Genomic DNA, 15,260 nt, shown 5'->3' with positions numbered 1-15,260 from the left:
TCAAGAACCCGGGAATTATGCCAGAGCCTCCCAAGAAAACTCCACGCAGACACTGCGTCCATCGTCCGCCCACTCGGCCTGCCGACTCATCTGCCGGATCAGGCTGACGCCACGCCCCGACAAGCGCCCGAGGTCATTGGGCCGCGCCAGGACCGTGGCAACATCAAACCCCTCGCCACTGTCCTCGACCCGCACCACCAGGCGCCCTCCCGTTCCCTGCGGCTGCACGTGCAGATGCACGCGAACGTAGCCTTCCTGCAACTGCGCCAGCCTCGCCGAGCGCTCGCGGTAGTAACGGGTAAAGCCCTCGGCATCACGCTTGAGCCGGGAGTCGAGCTTGAGCACGCCATGCTCCAGGGCATTGGAATAGAGCTCCGCCAGCACGCTGTACAGGGCACCGCTCTGGGAGCGCAGGCCATGCACTTCAAGCAACAGCTGGAGCAGATACGGCAAGGGGTTGAAACGCTTGAGGGTGGCGGCGCGAAACTCGAAACTCACCGACCAGTCCAGGGGGCAGGATTGGCCGCTGTCCGAATACACCACGGCCGGCGGCGTCAACCGGGGACACTCCGGCAAGCCCACTTCAACCATGCTCACATCGTCTCGGGCACCGCCACCGAACCGCTCCAGGGCCTGCTGTATCTCTTCGAACAGCAGCGCCTCCTGGCGATTGGCGGCGAACACCTGGTGCAAGCGCTCAACGCCAAACAGCTCATCCTCGGCGTTGCAGGTATCGATCACCCCATCCGACAGCAGGAACACCCGATCCCCCGGCGCCATGGGAAACACTTCGGTACGGTCCTCGAAGGCCTCGGCACTCAACACCCCAAGAGGCAGATGACGAGCGACCAGCGGCGTTCGCGTACCACTCGCCTGCCGGTACAGATAGCCCTCGGGCATGCCGCCATTCCACACCTCGACCGCATTGCGCTGAACACTCAGGCACAACAAGGTGGCGCAACAGAACATGTCCACCGGCAGGATGCGCTTGAGCTTGGCATTCATCTCCCGCAGGGTTTCCGGCAGGCCGTACCCCTTGGCGGTCATGCCATAGAACACCTCAGCCAAAGGCATGGCACCTACCGCCGCCGGCAGCCCGTGACCGGTAAAGTCGCCAAGCAGCACATGCATGTCACCCGCCGGGGTATGGGCCGCCAGCAGCAAATCACCGTTGAACAGTGCATAGGGCGATTGCAGGTAACGGATATTCGGCGCATCCAGGCAGCCGGAATGGGCAACCTTATCGAACACCGCCTTGGCTACCCGCTGCTCGTTGAGCAGGTAATCGTGGTGACGGGTGATCTGGTCGCGCTGGCGCAGAACGGTTTCCTGCAGGCGCCGCAGGCGATCCATGGCGTTGATCTTGGCGCCCAGCACCACCGGGTTATAGGGCTTGGCCAGAAAGTCGTCACCGCCCGCCTCAAGGCAGTGGGCCAGCGCCTCGCCCCCACTCAGGGACGTGAGAAAAATGATCGGCACCAGGCTCTCGCCGGCCAGGGCCTTGATCTGCCGGGCAGCCTCGAACCCGTCCATGACGGGCATCAGCGCGTCCATCAGCACGATGTGCGGGCGCTGCTGCTGAAACAACTGCACCGCCTCGGCACCATTGCTCGCCGCCAGCACCTGATGACCATGACGCCGGATAATGCTGGACAGCAGCATACGGTCCGCCGCGCCGTCTTCGGCGATCAGCACACACAGGGGCTCGAGCATCGACTGCCTACCGCTCAACTGATGTCGAAAAGCTTGTCGAAGTTGGAAATGGCGAGAATCTTGCGCACGTCCGAGTTGCTGTTGATCACCCGGACATCGGCATTGTCGCCGCCTGCGTGGTCACGCAACAACAGCAGCATGCCCAGGGCCGAACTGTCGAGGTAGGTGGCTTCCTTGAGGTCCACCACGATGGACTCCGGCGTCCGGTTGAGGCGCTCGTAGGATTCGCGAAACTCCTGATGGCGCCCGAAATCGAAACGCCCTCTGATGGATATCGTGAGTTTTTGCCCGTCCGGGGAAATTTCTGTAACGACCGACATGTGACTGCTTCCTTGTCATTGACGACGTTTAAAAGGTTTAGCACCCACTTGCCAGAGGGACAACCTGAACAAGGCAAATGAACGCTATCAGTAGGGATTCTGACGAGGCAGACGCTGGGAAAGTTCATCCAGCAACTTCTGCTCGCGCTTGTCCTCAAGCGCCCTGGCCTCGTCGACATAGCGCTGCACCAGCTTGCGCAGCCCCTCAACCCGAGCATAAGCCTGCTGCCAGGCCTCCCGAGCACGATCGAGGTTGTTCTGATGCCAAGCCAGGCTTTGCCGTTGCTGACCGACGGCAGTGTCCAGTTGGCTGAGAAAGTATTGGTAGTTCATCAGCCAGTGGCCGCTGACACCCAGCTTGCCACGCTCGACCCACTGCTCCTGGTAGTCGCCACGAAAGCGCTCCAGGTCGCCCAGCTTGCTCTGGGCGACGCGCACTTGGCCGTTGAAGTATTCCAGGCGCTGAGCAGCGGTGCGCTCGGCGTTTTCAGCCATGTCCACCACCGGCGCCAGGCGCGCCGCACGGCTACCGGCCACGACCGGTTACCCGCCCGCTGCCGGAGCGAACAGCAACTCCAGGTGGGTCTGGCTATGACCCAGGCTGACATTGTCGTTGAGCCCCTGGCGCAGGTACGCAACCATCGCCGGGTGCAGGGAGATTGCCGCGTCGGTATCGCGGTCGCCGCCGGCCACGTAGGCGCCGACGCTGATCAGGTCCCGAGCCTGCTGATAGCGCGACCACAGCTGCTTGAAATACTGCGCCCGTGCCATATTGTCGGGGCTGATCACCGCCGGCATCACCCGGCTGATCGAGGCCTCGATGTCGATGGCCGGGTAATGCCCCTCCTCCGCCAGGCGCCTGGACAGCACGATATGCCCGTCGAGCACGCCCCGCGCCGAGTCGGCGATCGGGTCCTGCTGGTCGTCGCCTTCGGACAATACCGTGTAGAACGCGGTGATCGAGCCACCGCCCGCTTCGGCATTACCGGCCCGCTCCACCAGCTTGGGCAACTTGGCGAACACTGAAGGCGGGTAGCCCTTGGTCGCCGGCGGCTCGCCGATGGCCAGGGCAATTTCCCGCTGGGCCTGGGCAAAACGCGTCAGGGAGTCCATCAGCAACAGGACATTCTTGCCCTTGTCACGAAAGTATTCGGCGATCCGCGTGCAGTACATTGCCGCCCGCAGACGCATCAACGGCGCGTCGTCCGCTGGCGATGCCACCACCACCGAACGCTTGAGGCCCTCCTCACCGAGGATGTGCTCGATGAACTCCTTGACCTCACGACCCCGCTCGCCAATCAGCCCGACCACAATGATGTCGGCCTCGGTGAAGCGGGTCATCATGCCCAGCAGCACACTCTTGCCCACGCCGGTACCGGCGAACAGGCCGAGACGCTGGCCGCGGCCTACCGTCAATAAACCGTTGATACTGCGAATGCCCACATCCAGCGGCTGGCTGATGGGGTCGCGCTTGAGCGGGTTGATGGTCGGCCCGTCGATCGGCACCCAGTCTTCGGCACGCATCGCACCCTTGCCGTCCAGGGCCCGACCAGCGCCATCCAGCACGCGCCCGAGCATGCTCATGCCCATGGGCAGGCGACCGGTATCGGCCAATGGCACGACCCGCGCACCCGGCGCAATCCCGGCAACGCTGCCCACCGGCATCAGGAATACCTTGCCCCCGGAAAAGCCCATGACTTCCGCCTCGACCTTGACCGGGTGATAGCTGTCATCATTGATCACCAGGCAACGGGTGCCCATGGCGGCGCGCAAGCCCTCGGCCTCAAGGGTCAGACCGACCATGCGCAACAGCCGCCCTTCCAGGATCGGCTGGCCCGGCAAGCTGATAGCCCCGGCGTAGCCGCCCAGGCGCTTGCCGAAGCTGGTGCGTTCAAGGCGCATAGCTGGGGTCCGCAAACTCGTGTTCGGCGGCTTCCTGCTCGGCGGCGGGATCGGCAGCCGCACGCTCCGGCACCGACGGCGTCAAGGGGCCCAGGTCCAGGCCCAGGTCCGCGGCCGCCGGATGCAGCGACTGCTCGTGCAACTGGTCGGCCAACTGATCCATGGCCTGGGCGATCCGGGTCTCCACGCTGGCGTCGATACGGCTGTGCTCGGTCTCGACCCGACAACCGCCAGGCAGCAGCGCTTCGTCCTCGACGATGCGCCAGCTCTCTTCATGCCGCTCGCGCAGGCTTTTGACCTGCTCGAAATCCTGTGGATTGACGTACAGCCGCACATTGCCGACGCCCAGAGGCAACAGCTTGAGCGCTTCGCGCATGACGTGCTCGATCTGCGTGGAATCCATCGCCAGCTCACGCTGGATCACCTGGCGAGTGATGTGCTTCACCAACTCCACCAGGGTCTTTTCAATTTGCGTGTCTTGCTCGGCAATCGGCTCGAACAGGTTGACCATCAGTTGCTCGAGCGCCTGCAACTTGGCGCTCAAGGCCACTTCGGCTTCCTGGCGCACCTTGAGGGTGGTGCTGTGAAAGCCCTCTTTTTCACCCGTGGCGAACCCTTCGTTATAGGCTTCCTGGCGAATGCTCTCGAGCTCTTCGAGGGTCAGCGGCTGGACTTCCTCCAGCGGCACTTCCTCGATTTCTTCCTGCACCTCTTCAGGCTCGGGCTCGGGCTCGGGCGGCTCGGGATCGAAACTGGGCAGTGCCCAGACGTCAAAACCCTCGACGTCCCGGGCACGAATCAGTTCGCTTTGGGACTCATCACTGCTGGACGACATAAAGCGACCTTAGATCATTTCTTCGCCGCCCTTCCCGCCGAGAACGATTTCTCCGGCTTCGGCCATACGGCGGGCAATAGTGAGGATTTCCTTCTGCGCGGTTTCCACATCGCTGACGCGAACCGGGCCCTTGGCTTCCAGGTCGTCGCGCAACAGCTCCGCCGCACGCTTGGACATGTTCTTGAAGATCTTTTCCTTGACCCCTTCGTCCGAGCCCTTGAGGGCCAGTACCAGCACGTCGGAAGAGACTTCGCGCAACAACGCCTGAATGCCGCGATCGTCGACATCGGCGAGGTTGTTGAAGACGAACATCAGGTCCTCGATCTGACCGGACAGGTCTTCGTCCACTTCGCGGATCGAATCCATCAACTGGCCTTCGATCGAGCTGTCGAGGAAGTTCATGATGTCGGCAGCACGCTTGATACCACCCAGGGTGGTACGGGAAGCGTTGGAGTTGCCGGAGAACTGCTTCTCGAGAATCTGGTTGAGTTCCTTGAGCGCCGCCGGCTGCACGGTATTGAGCGAGGAAACCCGCAAAATGATGTCCAGACGCGCCTTATGGTCGAAGTTGCCCAGCACTTCACCCGCCTGATCCGGATCGAGGTAAGCCACCACGATCGCCTGGATCTGCGGGTGCTCGTAGCGGATCACGTCGGCCACGGCCCGCGGCTCCATCCATTTCAGGCTATCCAGGCCGCTGGTGTTGCCACCCAGCAGGATGCGGTCGATCAGGCCGTTGGCCTTGTCTTCGCCCAGGGCCTGGGTGAGCATTTTGCGCACGTAGTCATCGGAGCCGACGCCGAGGCTGGTCTGGTCGCCGACGATGTCGACGAACTCGCTCATCACCTGCTCGACCTGCTCACGGTGCACGTTGCCCATCTGCGCCATGGCCACGCCCACTCGTTGAACCTCTTTAGGGCCCATGTGGCGCAGCACTTGCGCGGCATCGGTAGAACCCAGGGACAGCAGCAGGATCGCGGCCTTGTCGACCCGGGTCAGTTTGGCGGTAGCGGCTCGGTTATCACTCATCTGCGTTAATCCACTCTTTCACGACCTGAGCCACACGACCCGGGTCTTCAGCCACCAGACTCTTGATTGCGTTCAACTGAGCGTCATAACCCTCGCTCGGGCTCGGCAGCAGAATGCTCTGCGGCCCGCCGAGGCTGACGCGATCGTTGGCCAGCTCGCCGTCCAGGCCGCCCATGCCGCCCAGTTCGACATCACTGCCCAGGCCTGCCAGTTGCTTGTTCTTGCCACCGCCGGTGATGTTGTTGAGCACCGGACGCAATACACCGAACACCAGCACCAGGATGAACAGCACGCCGAGCACTTGCTTGACGATGTCCCAGAACCAGGGCTGCGAGTAGAACGGAATGTCGGTGATCACTTCCCCACGCTCGGCGGAGAACGGCACGTTGATCACGCTGACGCTGTCGCCGCGGCTGGCATCGAAGCCCACGGCGTCCTGCACCAGGCGGGTGAAGCGCGCCAATTCGTCGGCGCTCCACGGCGCACGGCTGGTCTCGCCATTGGCCGGGTTGACCTTGACCTGATCGTCCACCACCACCGCTACCGACAGGCGATTCAGGCGCCCCTGCTGCTGCTTGGTATGGCTGATGGAGCGATCGAGTTCGAAGTTCTTGGTGGATTGTTGACGCTTGTCCGACGGGTACGGTGCCAGCATCGGCTGACCGGTCGCCGGATCCATGATCTGTTGACCATTGGCGTCAAGCAGCGGCTGCCCCGGTTGCACCATGCCTGCCGCGGCAGTCGCGCCACCGGTGGTCTGCGGCGCCGAAGCCGGCGAAGGTGGCTGGTTGCTCAGGGCACCCGGAACACCTTGCGGGCCATTGCTGCTGGAACGCTGTTCATTCACCGACTGCTCGCTGCGCAAGGCCGGCTGGTCGGGGTTGAACTGCTCGGAGGTGGATTCCACCGCGCTGAAGTCGACATCGGCCGAGACTTCAGCCTTGTAGCGATCATTGCCCAGCACCGGCTGCAGGATGTTGTGCACCCGCTGGGTCAACATGCCTTCCAGGCGACGGCTGTAGTCGAACTGCTTGCCGGCCATGGTCAGCGCGGAGTTTTCCGCCTGATCGGACAGCAGGTTGCCCTTCTGGTCGACCACGGTGACCTGGGACTTGTTCAGTTCGGGAACACTGGTCGCCACCAGGTTGACGATGGCCATGACCTGGCCCGGCTCCAGGGAGCGGCCGGAGTAGAGTTCAACCAGGACCGAAGCACTGGGCTTGCGCTCGTCACGAACGAACACCGAGCTTTTCGGAATCGCCAGGTGCACGCGGGCGCCCTTGACGTTGTTCAGGCTGGAGATGGTACGGGCCAGCTCACCTTCCAGGCCGCGACGGTAACGGGTCGCTTCCATGAACTGGCTGGTGCCCAGGCCCTGCTCTTTATCAAGGATCTCGAAACCGACGTTACCGTCACCCGGCGCTACGCCAGCGGCGGCCAGTTTCAAGCGGGCACGGGACAAGTCGTCGGCCTTGACCAGCAAGGCACCGGAATTGGGCTCAACGGTGTAAGGAATGTCGGCAGAGGCCAGGGTATCCATGACCTGCTTGGCATCCATACCCGCCAGGCTGCCGTACAGCGGCCGGTAATCGGGCTGTTGGGACCACAGCACCACGGCAAAACCGATCGCCACGCTGGCGGCCAGGCCCACCAACAGGCCGACCTGACGCAGCATGGTCATCTGAGACAGGTTTTCCAGGAAGGACAAACCGAACAGCGGCGGTTTACCGTCGATCGGGGTGGCCTTGGCCGGTACGTTATCGGCGACTGCTTCTGCCATGACTCAATCTCGTCCTTAAACCGGCATCTGCATGATGTCTTGATACGCTTGAACCAGCTTGTTGCGAACCTGGGTCAAGGCTTGAAAAGACACACTGGCCTTTTGCGAGGAAATCATCACATCCGTCAGGTCGACACCGCTCTTGCCAATTTCAAAGGCGCTGGACAGCTGATTGGATGCTTGCTGGGTGTCATTGACCTTGTTCACGGCCTGGCCAAGCATGTCAGCAAAACTGCTGCCGCTGACTTCTGCCACCGCGGCGGATTTAGGCTGCGACATTGCGTCCATCTGCATGGCTCGCATATCCAGCATCAACCGATTAAATTCAACACCTTGGCTCATGGTCTACTCTCTCTGACGACCCGCAATTTTTTGACGCTCACTCAGCGGTTAGTGAGGTGTTAGCAACAAGGGTGCCAGCTCCATGGCCCTTCTCGACAAAAGCCCATCCTGGGCTTTCCACTCACCGGTCAGGTCGCGAACAGATAAGCCTCGACGTCCATTCCAGCGTCGCGCATCTGCGCCAGTTTGTAGCGCAAGGTCCGCGGGCTGATGCCCAGGCGCTCCGCCGCTTCCTTACGTCGCCCGCGCTCTGAACGCAGGGTGTCGATAATCATCTGAAACTCCCGACGCCGCAGGTCATCGCCCAAACCGCCAGATTCTTGAGCCTGCACCTCCGTTTCTCCCGGCACGCCACGGGGCGCCATCGCCGACACCGGAGCCAACGCCGGAGCCAACGCCGGCAACGGCGCACACGCCACTGGGCCGGCAAGACAGAAGTCTTCCGGCTGGATCAGGCCGCCCTGCTGCAGAATCAATGCACGCTGCAATGCGTTGTCCAGCTCCCGCACGTTGCCCGGCCATGGATAGGCCAGCAAGCAGGCCTGGGCTTCAGCGGACAGTCTGGCCGCCGCGTGCTTCATTTTATTGACGTGCTTGGCCAGCAGACGCTCGGCCAGCGGCAGGATATCGGCGGTACGTTCGCGCAATGGTCTCCAGGCCAGAGGGAATACCGACAGCCGGTAATACAGGTCCTCACGGAACCGCCCCGCTGCCACTTCCCCCGCCAGATCGCGGTTGGTGGTGGCGACCACGCGAATATCCAGAGTGATCGGCTTGCGCGCCCCCACACGCTCCACCTCGCGCTCTTGCAACACCCGCAGCAACTTGGCCTGGAGCCCCAGAGGCATTTCGGAAATCTCGTCCAGCAGGATGGTGCCGCCGTCGGCCTGCTCGAACTTGCCCGGCTGGGCAGCGATGGCGCCAGTGAAAGAGCCTTTCTCATGGCCAAACAACGTGGCCTCGAGCATGTTGTCCGGGATTGCCGCGCAGTTGATGGCAATAAATGGCTGACTGACTCGATGCGAATGCTGATGGATATAGCGCGCCAGCACTTCCTTGCCGGTACCGGACTCACCGGAAATCAACACCGTGGAATCACTGCGCGCCACCCGCGCCGCCAATTCCAGCAACTGCGCACTGGCCGGTTCGAAGGCCACCGGCCCCTCATCTTCGCCAGCCCCCAGGTTGCCCAAGGCATGGCGCGCCACCAGATCGAGCAGGGCCCGCGGCTCGAAAGGCTTGACCAGATAGTCGGCCGCCCCCTGACGCATGGCTTCCACGGCACGCTCGACGGCGCCATGGGCGGTCATCAACAACACCGGCAATTGCGGTTGGCGAGCACGCAGCAGGCCAAGCAACTGATGACCATCCATGCCTGGCATATTGACGTCGCTGACCACTAGGCTGAAGGACTCGCCAGCCACTGCCTCCAGCGCTTCTTCCGCACTGCCGACAGCCTTGTAGTCATGACCGGCCAACAACAGGGTATCGGCCAGCGCCTCGCGCAACGCACGGTCGTCTTCAACCAGTAGAACCTTGATTGCCATTACCTTCACTCCACTCCATGAGCGCTGGAGAACAAAGGCAGTGTCACCAGCGCACAAGTACCGCGCCCGGGACGCGAGCGCAGCGACAATTCTCCCTGATGAGCACGGGCAACCGCTTTGACTACAGTCAGGCCGAGCCCGGTTCCGTTGGTCTTGGTGGTGAAAAACGGCTCCCCCAGGCGCGCCAGGACCGCAGCCTCTATGCCGCTGCCGCTGTCACTGATGCACAACCGCAGGGTGTCGCCCCGCGTGTAGAGGTGGACCTTGAGCCGCGCCTTGCCCGCACTGGCCTGGATGGCGTTCTCGATCAGATTGAGCAAGGCGCCCACCAGCGTGTCGCGGTTGCACAGCAACTCGCCGCTGTGACTGTCGCACTGCCAGCGCACCGCAACATCCTGGACGTGGGTCAATGCGGCAGCCTGCAACGACTGCAGCAGGGACTTGGGCGTCAGGCGATCGGTCAGGGGCAATTCACCACGGGCGAACACCAGCATGTCGCGCACCTGGTGCTCCAGTTCGTGCAAACGCTCCTTGAGTTTCCCGGCGAAACGCTGATGAGTGGCCACCGGCAACTCTTGTTCGGTGAGATGACTGGCGTACAGCAGGGCCGCCGACAGCGGCGTACGAATCTGGTGCGCCAGGGAGGCGACCATCTTGCCCAGGGAGGACAAGCGCTCGTGACGAGCCAACTGGTCTTGCAGGTGGCGGGTTTCGGTCAAGTCATTGAGCAGCACCAACTGCCCGGGCTCGGCATCCAGCGAGCGCGTGGAAATCGACAGGCGCCGACCGTCACGCAGAGAGATTTCATGGCCGTCGTCTTCACGGGGCGCAAAACTGCGGGCGATGATGTTGCGCCATAGCTGCCCTTCCAGCGGCAGCCCCAACAGCTCGCCGGCGGCCGGATTGGCTTCGGTGACGATGCCATGGCCGTCGATCACGATGACCCCGCCTGGCAACAGGTCCAGCAGGTTCTGCAGACGATTGGCCAACCGCTCCTTTTCCGCCAGCTCCTGCATGCGCTGGGCGCTGACCACCGCCAACTCGCCCTTGAGTTCGGTCACTCGGGCTTCAAGCATGCTGTAGGAGTCAGTAAGTTGGCTCGACATCTGGTTGAACAAGGCGAAGGCCTGCTCAAGACCGAGCCGACTCGCCTGCTCTACGGACGACGATTGCCCCTGGGTATCGGGGGCAGGAGACATCTGGGCGGCTTGGGGCATCGTGCTCTCTCGCGTGGCTGACCGTCAGTTAAACGGAACGTTGCAAGAGACTTAGCAATACCCGTGCCTAAAAAAAACCACCCAATTTTCAACAACTTGAAAAACCGGCGTCAATCATCCGCCTGTTCATCACCCTCACGACGGCTCATGCCGTACTTGCGCATCTTCTCCACCAGGGTGGTGCGACGAATGCGCAAGCGCTCTGCAGCACGCGCCACAATGCCATTGGCATCATCCAGCGCCTGCTGGATCAGGCCCTGCTCCAGGCTACCGAGGTAATCCTTCAGGTCCAGGCCTTCCGGCGGCAGCATGGCGGTTGCGGCAAAGTCCGGCGCATGGCCATTGATCGCCACTCGCTCTTCCAGATCGCTGCGCAGGCTGTCCACCAGCTGCTCATCTTCGTCATCCACATAGCGGAATTTCTTCGGCAGCTCGACCACACCGATCACGCCATAAGGGTGCATGATCGCCATGCGCTCCACCAGGTTGGCCAGCTCGCGAACGTTGCCTGGCCAGCCATGCCGACACAGAGACATGATGGCAGCGGAGTTGAAGCGAATCGAACCGCGCTTTTCATGCTCCATCCGCGAAATCAGCTCATTCATCAGCAGCGGAATGTCTTCCACACGCTCACGCAGCGGCGCCATTTCGATGGGGAACACGTTGAGGCGGTAGTACAGATCCTCACGAAAACTGCCGACTTCGATCATGCTTTCCAGATTCTTGTGGGTGGCGGCGATGATTCGCACGTCAACACCTTGGGTCTTGTTGCTGCCCACACGCTCGAAAGTACGCTCTTGCAGCACTCGGAGCAGCTTGACCTGCATCGGCAGCGGCATGTCGCCAATTTCATCGAGGAACAGGGTACCGCCGTTGGCCAGCTCGAAACGCCCGGCACGGCTGGTGATGGCCCCCGTGAACGCGCCCTTCTCATGACCGAACAGCTCGCTCTCGAGCAACTCCGCCGGAATGGCTCCGCAATTGACCGGAACGAAAGGCGCGTCGCGACGCTTGGAGTGATAGTGCAGGTTACGCGCCACCACTTCCTTGCCGGTCCCCGACTCACCAAGGATCAGCACGCTGGCATCGGTGTCCGCTACCTGCTGCATCATCTGCCGCACATGCTGGATGGCGCGACTGGTGCCAACCAGGCTGCGAAACAGATTGGGCTCACGGTGACGCCCACGCTCACGGGCCTGATCGTACATTTCACGATAGACCTGAGCGCGGTGCAGGGAGTCGAGCAACTTGCTGTAGCTGGGAGGCATTTCCAGGGTGGAAAGCACACGACGACGCTGGTCTTCTGGCAGGTCAATGGAAGAATTTTCGCCCATCAACAAAACCGGAAGGAACTCATCCCAGGTAGAGAGTGTCTTTAACAGGCCCAGAAGTGCACCAGGAGCATTAACAGTCCCGATGAGGACGCAAATTACTTCACGACTTGACGACAAAGAGCCGACAGCCTGCTGCCAGTCATGGCTACCGCAGGGTAAATTTTCTTCGCCAAGAAAATTTAAAATCACCGCCAAGTCGCGGCGGCGCACGCTATCGTCATCGATCAGCAGAATTTTGGTTTCACGCCACATGCAATAGCAACTTCCCTAGTCAACTCAATGCCCAGATAAGGGGCAAGCTAGACGCGCTTGTAGGCATTTTCTGCCCTATAGACGCCTGAAATCTGAAAACAGCCACTAGTTAAGTCAAAAAAGCGTGCACAGTCAAATTTATGGCGCGCAGTGTTCGGATTAACTCAACATCAACCGAACAAATGGTAAACCTTTGCCGCGTTCTGTGCTTGCTGGATCTGCGACATCTCGTCGACTATTGCCTGGCGCTCACCGGTTGCCACCTCAAGCAACTGCCGGTAAACCCCCAACAACTCCTCCAGATTGTCGCGCAAAGCGACCTCGTCGACCTGAGCTTCGCTGAGCACGTCCTCCATGCACGAACGACAAGCCAGATCCAACTCACCAATGGCTTGCCAATTGCGCTCAGCAAGGGCGTCGACCAATGCCTCGCGAGTTTCTTCGATACGTTGCAGGACAGCGCTCATGGTGTTCCTCCTCAGAACTGCGGACCCGGCGCAGCGATGGCATCCCAGCCATCCTTGACCGTACGCAGCAGACCGGCAACCTCATCAAGGATCTTCGGATCAGTTTTGATATTGGCTTCAGCCAGACGCTTCATCATGTAGGTATAAAGACTATCCAGATCCCCCAGAGTGTCCATGGAGTTTTCCAGATCCAGGCCTTCGCGCAAGCCGCCGATGATGCCGATGGCCTTGCCGATGAACACGCCCTTGTTGGCAACATCCTTGCGCTCCATCGCACCCTTGGCCTGAGCGATACGATCCAGGCCGCCTTCCATCAACATCTGCACCAGACGATGTGGACTGGCTTCGGAGGTCTGTGCCTGCGCACCGACCTTCTGATACTGCCGAAGGGCTAACATCGGATTCATGTAATACCTCTTCAAAACTCAAGGGTTCGTATAAGCATTGTATCGACGCAACGTCAAAAAACTTTAGGCCAAATACAAAAGCCCGGAGCGCTGAAAAACGCTGCCGGGCTTTTGGCACAGGCCGGATATTAACCTTTTTTCTGTGCGTTCAGCGCTTCGAACATCGACGTGATGTTGCTGGCGGTGGCCTTCAACTTACCTACCAGAGTGTCCATGTCGTTGTACTTCTTGGTCAGCACTGCCGTCAGTGTTGCCACTCGACGATCCAGAGCATCCTGCTGATCAGAAAGCTTTTTCTTGGTCAGATCCAGGGTCTTGCTCCGAGTGGTCAAGATCCCCTCTTTCATGCTGCCTACGCCCTCAGTGAAGGGCTTGATCGCCTTGGTCATGCGATCCAGCAGGCCCGGGTTGGTGCCATCACCGGTAAACAGCTTCTGCACTTCACCACCGAGCTTCTTGTCGGTCATGGCGGCGGTGAACTTCTTGTCGTCGAAATCCAGCGCACCAGTCTTCTGGTTGGTGGTAATACCCAACTGCGCCAGTACGGTGAGCTTATCGCCTGCGCCGGTTTCGGACAGCGGCGCGCGAATGGCTGCCAGAATCGAGCGAGGCAACGAGTCACCGGTCAACTGCGCCGGAATTGTCGGCTTGCCGTTGTCGTCCAGAGAAGGCTTGGTCAGGGTAGTGATACCGTTGGCCACTGCGTTGTAAGCATCGACAAATTTCTGGATCGAGGTTTTCAAACCCTCAGTGTTGGTCGCGACCGTCACGGTGATAGAGGTGTTAGCGGCGGTTGGAGCAACAAGGTTGAGTTTCAGACCGGAAATGGCCTGTGTAACCGTATTGGTTTTGCTGGTCAGTTGCATGCCGTCGACGGTGAAAACCGCATCCTTGGCCAACCCTCCGATATTACCGGACGAGGTTGCCGTGGCTGGATTGGTCTCACTCGACATGGACTGGGTGCCATCGATCTCCAGCCCGGCAATACCACTGACCGAAATATCAGAGCCGGTGCCCGTCTTGTCGGAGCCGATCACCAGTCGCGAACCGAAAGAGTCAGTCACGATGTTCGCACTGAGCCCAGCCATGTTCATCTTCGAATCAGCGTTGATCGAATCACGCACCGACTGCAACGTCGCATTGGCGCCAATGGTCAGCGGATAGTTAATGCCATTTTGAGTGATGTTTAGCGTACCACTCGGAATGGCACTGGTATTGCCTCCGGAAAAAGCAGCGCTGGCCACTTTTGAGGAAGTTGCAAGATTTTTAACAGTAACCGTGTATTTGCCGGCAACCGCATAGTTGTCTGCCGTGGCGTCCACAGTCTTGCTGTCGCTGGAGGTTGCAGCAAAGCCGGCAAAGGCAGGATTGACAGCACTTCCCAATCCGGCGACCGACAAGGTGCTCTGAAAGGTCGACAGCAGCGACTGCAAGGTACCGATACCAGAAATACTGGCGCTATTGGTGGTGGTCGCACGATCGATCTGACCCTGCTTGGCCGCTTTGTCAGCCGCCACGAGCGCCTTGACGATAGCACCCGTATCGAGACCAGAACCCAAACCAGTACCCGGTAGAATTGGACTTGCCATGTGTGTCTCCCTTCATAGTGCCGCCAGTCTTTTGACCACTAACGCGCCCAAAAGAACACAGCAACAAGTTTCATGCCAGCTATCAGACTTTCGCACTGAACAGCAGGCTACTGGCGTCATTCAAGCTGTGGGCCAATCTCAGCACTTCTTCGTTGGGGATCTGACGAACCACCTCTCCCGAATCACTGGCAATCACCTTGACCACAACCTGGCCGGAGGGCTCATCGATCGAGAACTCCAGGTTACGCTTGACCGACTGGACGAATTTTTCAATTTCCTGGACGGCCATCTTCAACTTTTCCTGCTCGGTCCGAGCTTCTTTCTTACTGTCCTGACTGGTGGTTTCGACCACAGCCGGGACCACCTCTCGAGGCTTCTCGACGGGCTTGTCAGTGACTGGCGTCACCGGCTTGGCCGCAGGATAAGACAAGTTCAGCTTCACGCTCATATCCATGTCCACCACCTCTTAAACTAAAAAAGCGAGAGAGCACGACCAGCGCACTCCCCCGCCAAAGCTTAGCCAGCT

The 15,260-nt window shown here is 60.5% G+C and carries 15 protein-coding genes; all 15 read right to left on the bottom strand.

The window, feature by feature from the left end; genetic code table 11:
- Window positions 1–15 precede the first annotated feature (15 nt).
- Window positions 16–1,713 (bottom strand): SpoIIE family protein phosphatase, encoded by a 1,698-nt coding sequence (locus tag LXM55_RS15375; RefSeq protein ID WP_325169899.1) that lies wholly within the window; start codon window positions 1,711–1,713, stop codon window positions 16–18.
- Window positions 1,714–1,727: 14 nt separating this feature from the next.
- On the bottom strand, window positions 1,728–2,033 hold the full coding sequence (locus LXM55_RS15370; RefSeq protein WP_011059979.1) for an STAS domain-containing protein: 306 nt from the start codon (window positions 2,031–2,033) through the stop codon (window positions 1,728–1,730).
- An 87-nt stretch (window positions 2,034–2,120) separates the two neighbouring features.
- Window positions 2,121–2,570, bottom strand: a complete 450-nt coding sequence (gene fliJ / locus LXM55_RS15365) for a flagellar export protein FliJ (protein WP_233321163.1) — start codon at window positions 2,568–2,570, stop codon at window positions 2,121–2,123.
- Between the two features lie 6 nt (window positions 2,571–2,576).
- Complete coding sequence (gene fliI, locus LXM55_RS15360; RefSeq protein WP_233321161.1) at window positions 2,577–3,935, bottom strand: flagellar protein export ATPase FliI; 1,359 nt, start codon at window positions 3,933–3,935, stop codon at window positions 2,577–2,579.
- Window positions 3,925–4,770 (bottom strand): flagellar assembly protein FliH, encoded by an 846-nt coding sequence (gene fliH, locus LXM55_RS15355; protein ID WP_233321160.1) that lies wholly within the window; start codon window positions 4,768–4,770, stop codon window positions 3,925–3,927. The genes fliI and fliH overlap by 11 nt, the downstream gene beginning before the upstream one ends.
- 9 nt (window positions 4,771–4,779) lie before the next feature.
- Window positions 4,780–5,799, bottom strand: coding sequence for a flagellar motor switch protein FliG (gene fliG / locus LXM55_RS15350; protein ID WP_011059975.1), 1,020 nt, complete (start codon window positions 5,797–5,799; stop codon window positions 4,780–4,782).
- The gene (gene fliF, locus LXM55_RS15345) at window positions 5,792–7,579 is read right to left on the bottom strand and encodes a flagellar basal-body MS-ring/collar protein FliF (protein ID WP_233321157.1); all 1,788 of its coding nucleotides are present in this window, start codon (window positions 7,577–7,579) and stop codon (window positions 5,792–5,794) included. The genes fliG and fliF overlap by 8 nt, the downstream gene beginning before the upstream one ends.
- A gap of 15 nt (window positions 7,580–7,594) precedes the next feature.
- A complete protein-coding gene (fliE, locus tag LXM55_RS15340; protein ID WP_011059973.1) occupies window positions 7,595–7,921 on the bottom strand; it encodes a flagellar hook-basal body complex protein FliE in 327 nt (108 codons plus the stop codon).
- 128 nt (window positions 7,922–8,049) lie between these two features.
- Window positions 8,050–9,468 carry a sigma-54-dependent response regulator transcription factor FleR gene (fleR, locus tag LXM55_RS15335; protein WP_233321155.1) on the bottom strand — a complete coding sequence of 473 codons (1,419 nt, stop codon included), beginning with the start codon at window positions 9,466–9,468 and terminating at the stop codon, window positions 8,050–8,052.
- Window positions 9,469–9,473: 5 nt separating this feature from the next.
- Window positions 9,474–10,685, bottom strand: a complete 1,212-nt coding sequence (locus LXM55_RS15330) for a sensor histidine kinase (protein WP_442799760.1) — start codon at window positions 10,683–10,685, stop codon at window positions 9,474–9,476.
- Window positions 10,686–10,795: 110 nt separating this feature from the next.
- Entirely contained in the window at window positions 10,796–12,271 is a 1,476-nt protein-coding gene (locus tag LXM55_RS15325; protein WP_011059970.1) for a sigma-54 dependent transcriptional regulator, read from the bottom strand.
- A gap of 170 nt (window positions 12,272–12,441) precedes the next feature.
- Window positions 12,442–12,738, bottom strand: coding sequence for a flagellar protein FliT (locus tag LXM55_RS15320; RefSeq protein WP_233321154.1), 297 nt, complete (start codon window positions 12,736–12,738; stop codon window positions 12,442–12,444).
- A gap of 11 nt (window positions 12,739–12,749) precedes the next feature.
- The gene (fliS, locus tag LXM55_RS15315; protein ID WP_060842814.1) at window positions 12,750–13,145 is read right to left on the bottom strand and encodes a flagellar export chaperone FliS; all 396 of its coding nucleotides are present in this window, start codon (window positions 13,143–13,145) and stop codon (window positions 12,750–12,752) included.
- 128 nt (window positions 13,146–13,273) lie between these two features.
- The gene (gene fliD, locus LXM55_RS15310) at window positions 13,274–14,734 is read right to left on the bottom strand and encodes a flagellar filament capping protein FliD (RefSeq protein WP_233321153.1); all 1,461 of its coding nucleotides are present in this window, start codon (window positions 14,732–14,734) and stop codon (window positions 13,274–13,276) included.
- 82 nt (window positions 14,735–14,816) lie between these two features.
- Window positions 14,817–15,188: a flagellar protein FlaG gene (locus LXM55_RS15305; protein ID WP_016963146.1), complete on the bottom strand. Its 372-nt coding sequence runs from the start codon at window positions 15,186–15,188 to the stop codon at window positions 14,817–14,819.
- Window positions 15,189–15,260: the final 72 nt, after the last annotated feature.

Source organism: Pseudomonas sp. Au-Pse12 (assembly GCF_021341665.1).
GTDB lineage: Bacteria > Pseudomonadota > Gammaproteobacteria > Pseudomonadales > Pseudomonadaceae > Aquipseudomonas.
This window is presented reverse-complemented; position numbering and strand designations above follow the sequence as displayed.

Coding starts and splice junctions, on each gene's coding strand:
- LXM55_RS15320 (WP_233321154.1), bottom strand. CDS start 12,738: ATGAGCGCTGTCCTGCAACGTATCGAAGAAACTCGCGAGGCATTGGTC.
- LXM55_RS15375 (WP_325169899.1), bottom strand. CDS start 1,713: ATGCTCGAGCCCCTGTGTGTGCTGATCGCCGAAGACGGCGCGGCGGAC.
- LXM55_RS15330 (WP_442799760.1), bottom strand. CDS start 10,685: ATGCCCCAAGCCGCCCAGATGTCTCCTGCCCCCGATACCCAGGGGCAA.
- fliG (WP_011059975.1), bottom strand. CDS start 5,799: ATGAGTGATAACCGAGCCGCTACCGCCAAACTGACCCGGGTCGACAAG.
- fliH (WP_233321160.1), bottom strand. CDS start 4,770: ATGTCGTCCAGCAGTGATGAGTCCCAAAGCGAACTGATTCGTGCCCGG.
- fliS (WP_060842814.1), bottom strand. CDS start 13,145: ATGAATCCGATGTTAGCCCTTCGGCAGTATCAGAAGGTCGGTGCGCAG.
- LXM55_RS15325 (WP_011059970.1), bottom strand. CDS start 12,271: ATGTGGCGTGAAACCAAAATTCTGCTGATCGATGACGATAGCGTGCGC.
- fliF (WP_233321157.1), bottom strand. CDS start 7,579: ATGGCAGAAGCAGTCGCCGATAACGTACCGGCCAAGGCCACCCCGATC.
- LXM55_RS15305 (WP_016963146.1), bottom strand. CDS start 15,188: ATGGATATGAGCGTGAAGCTGAACTTGTCTTATCCTGCGGCCAAGCCG.
- fleR (WP_233321155.1), bottom strand. CDS start 9,468: ATGGCAATCAAGGTTCTACTGGTTGAAGACGACCGTGCGTTGCGCGAG.
- LXM55_RS15370 (WP_011059979.1), bottom strand. CDS start 2,033: ATGTCGGTCGTTACAGAAATTTCCCCGGACGGGCAAAAACTCACGATA.
- fliI (WP_233321161.1), bottom strand. CDS start 3,935: ATGCGCCTTGAACGCACCAGCTTCGGCAAGCGCCTGGGCGGCTACGCC.
- fliD (WP_233321153.1), bottom strand. CDS start 14,734: ATGGCAAGTCCAATTCTACCGGGTACTGGTTTGGGTTCTGGTCTCGAT.
- fliE (WP_011059973.1), bottom strand. CDS start 7,921: ATGAGCCAAGGTGTTGAATTTAATCGGTTGATGCTGGATATGCGAGCC.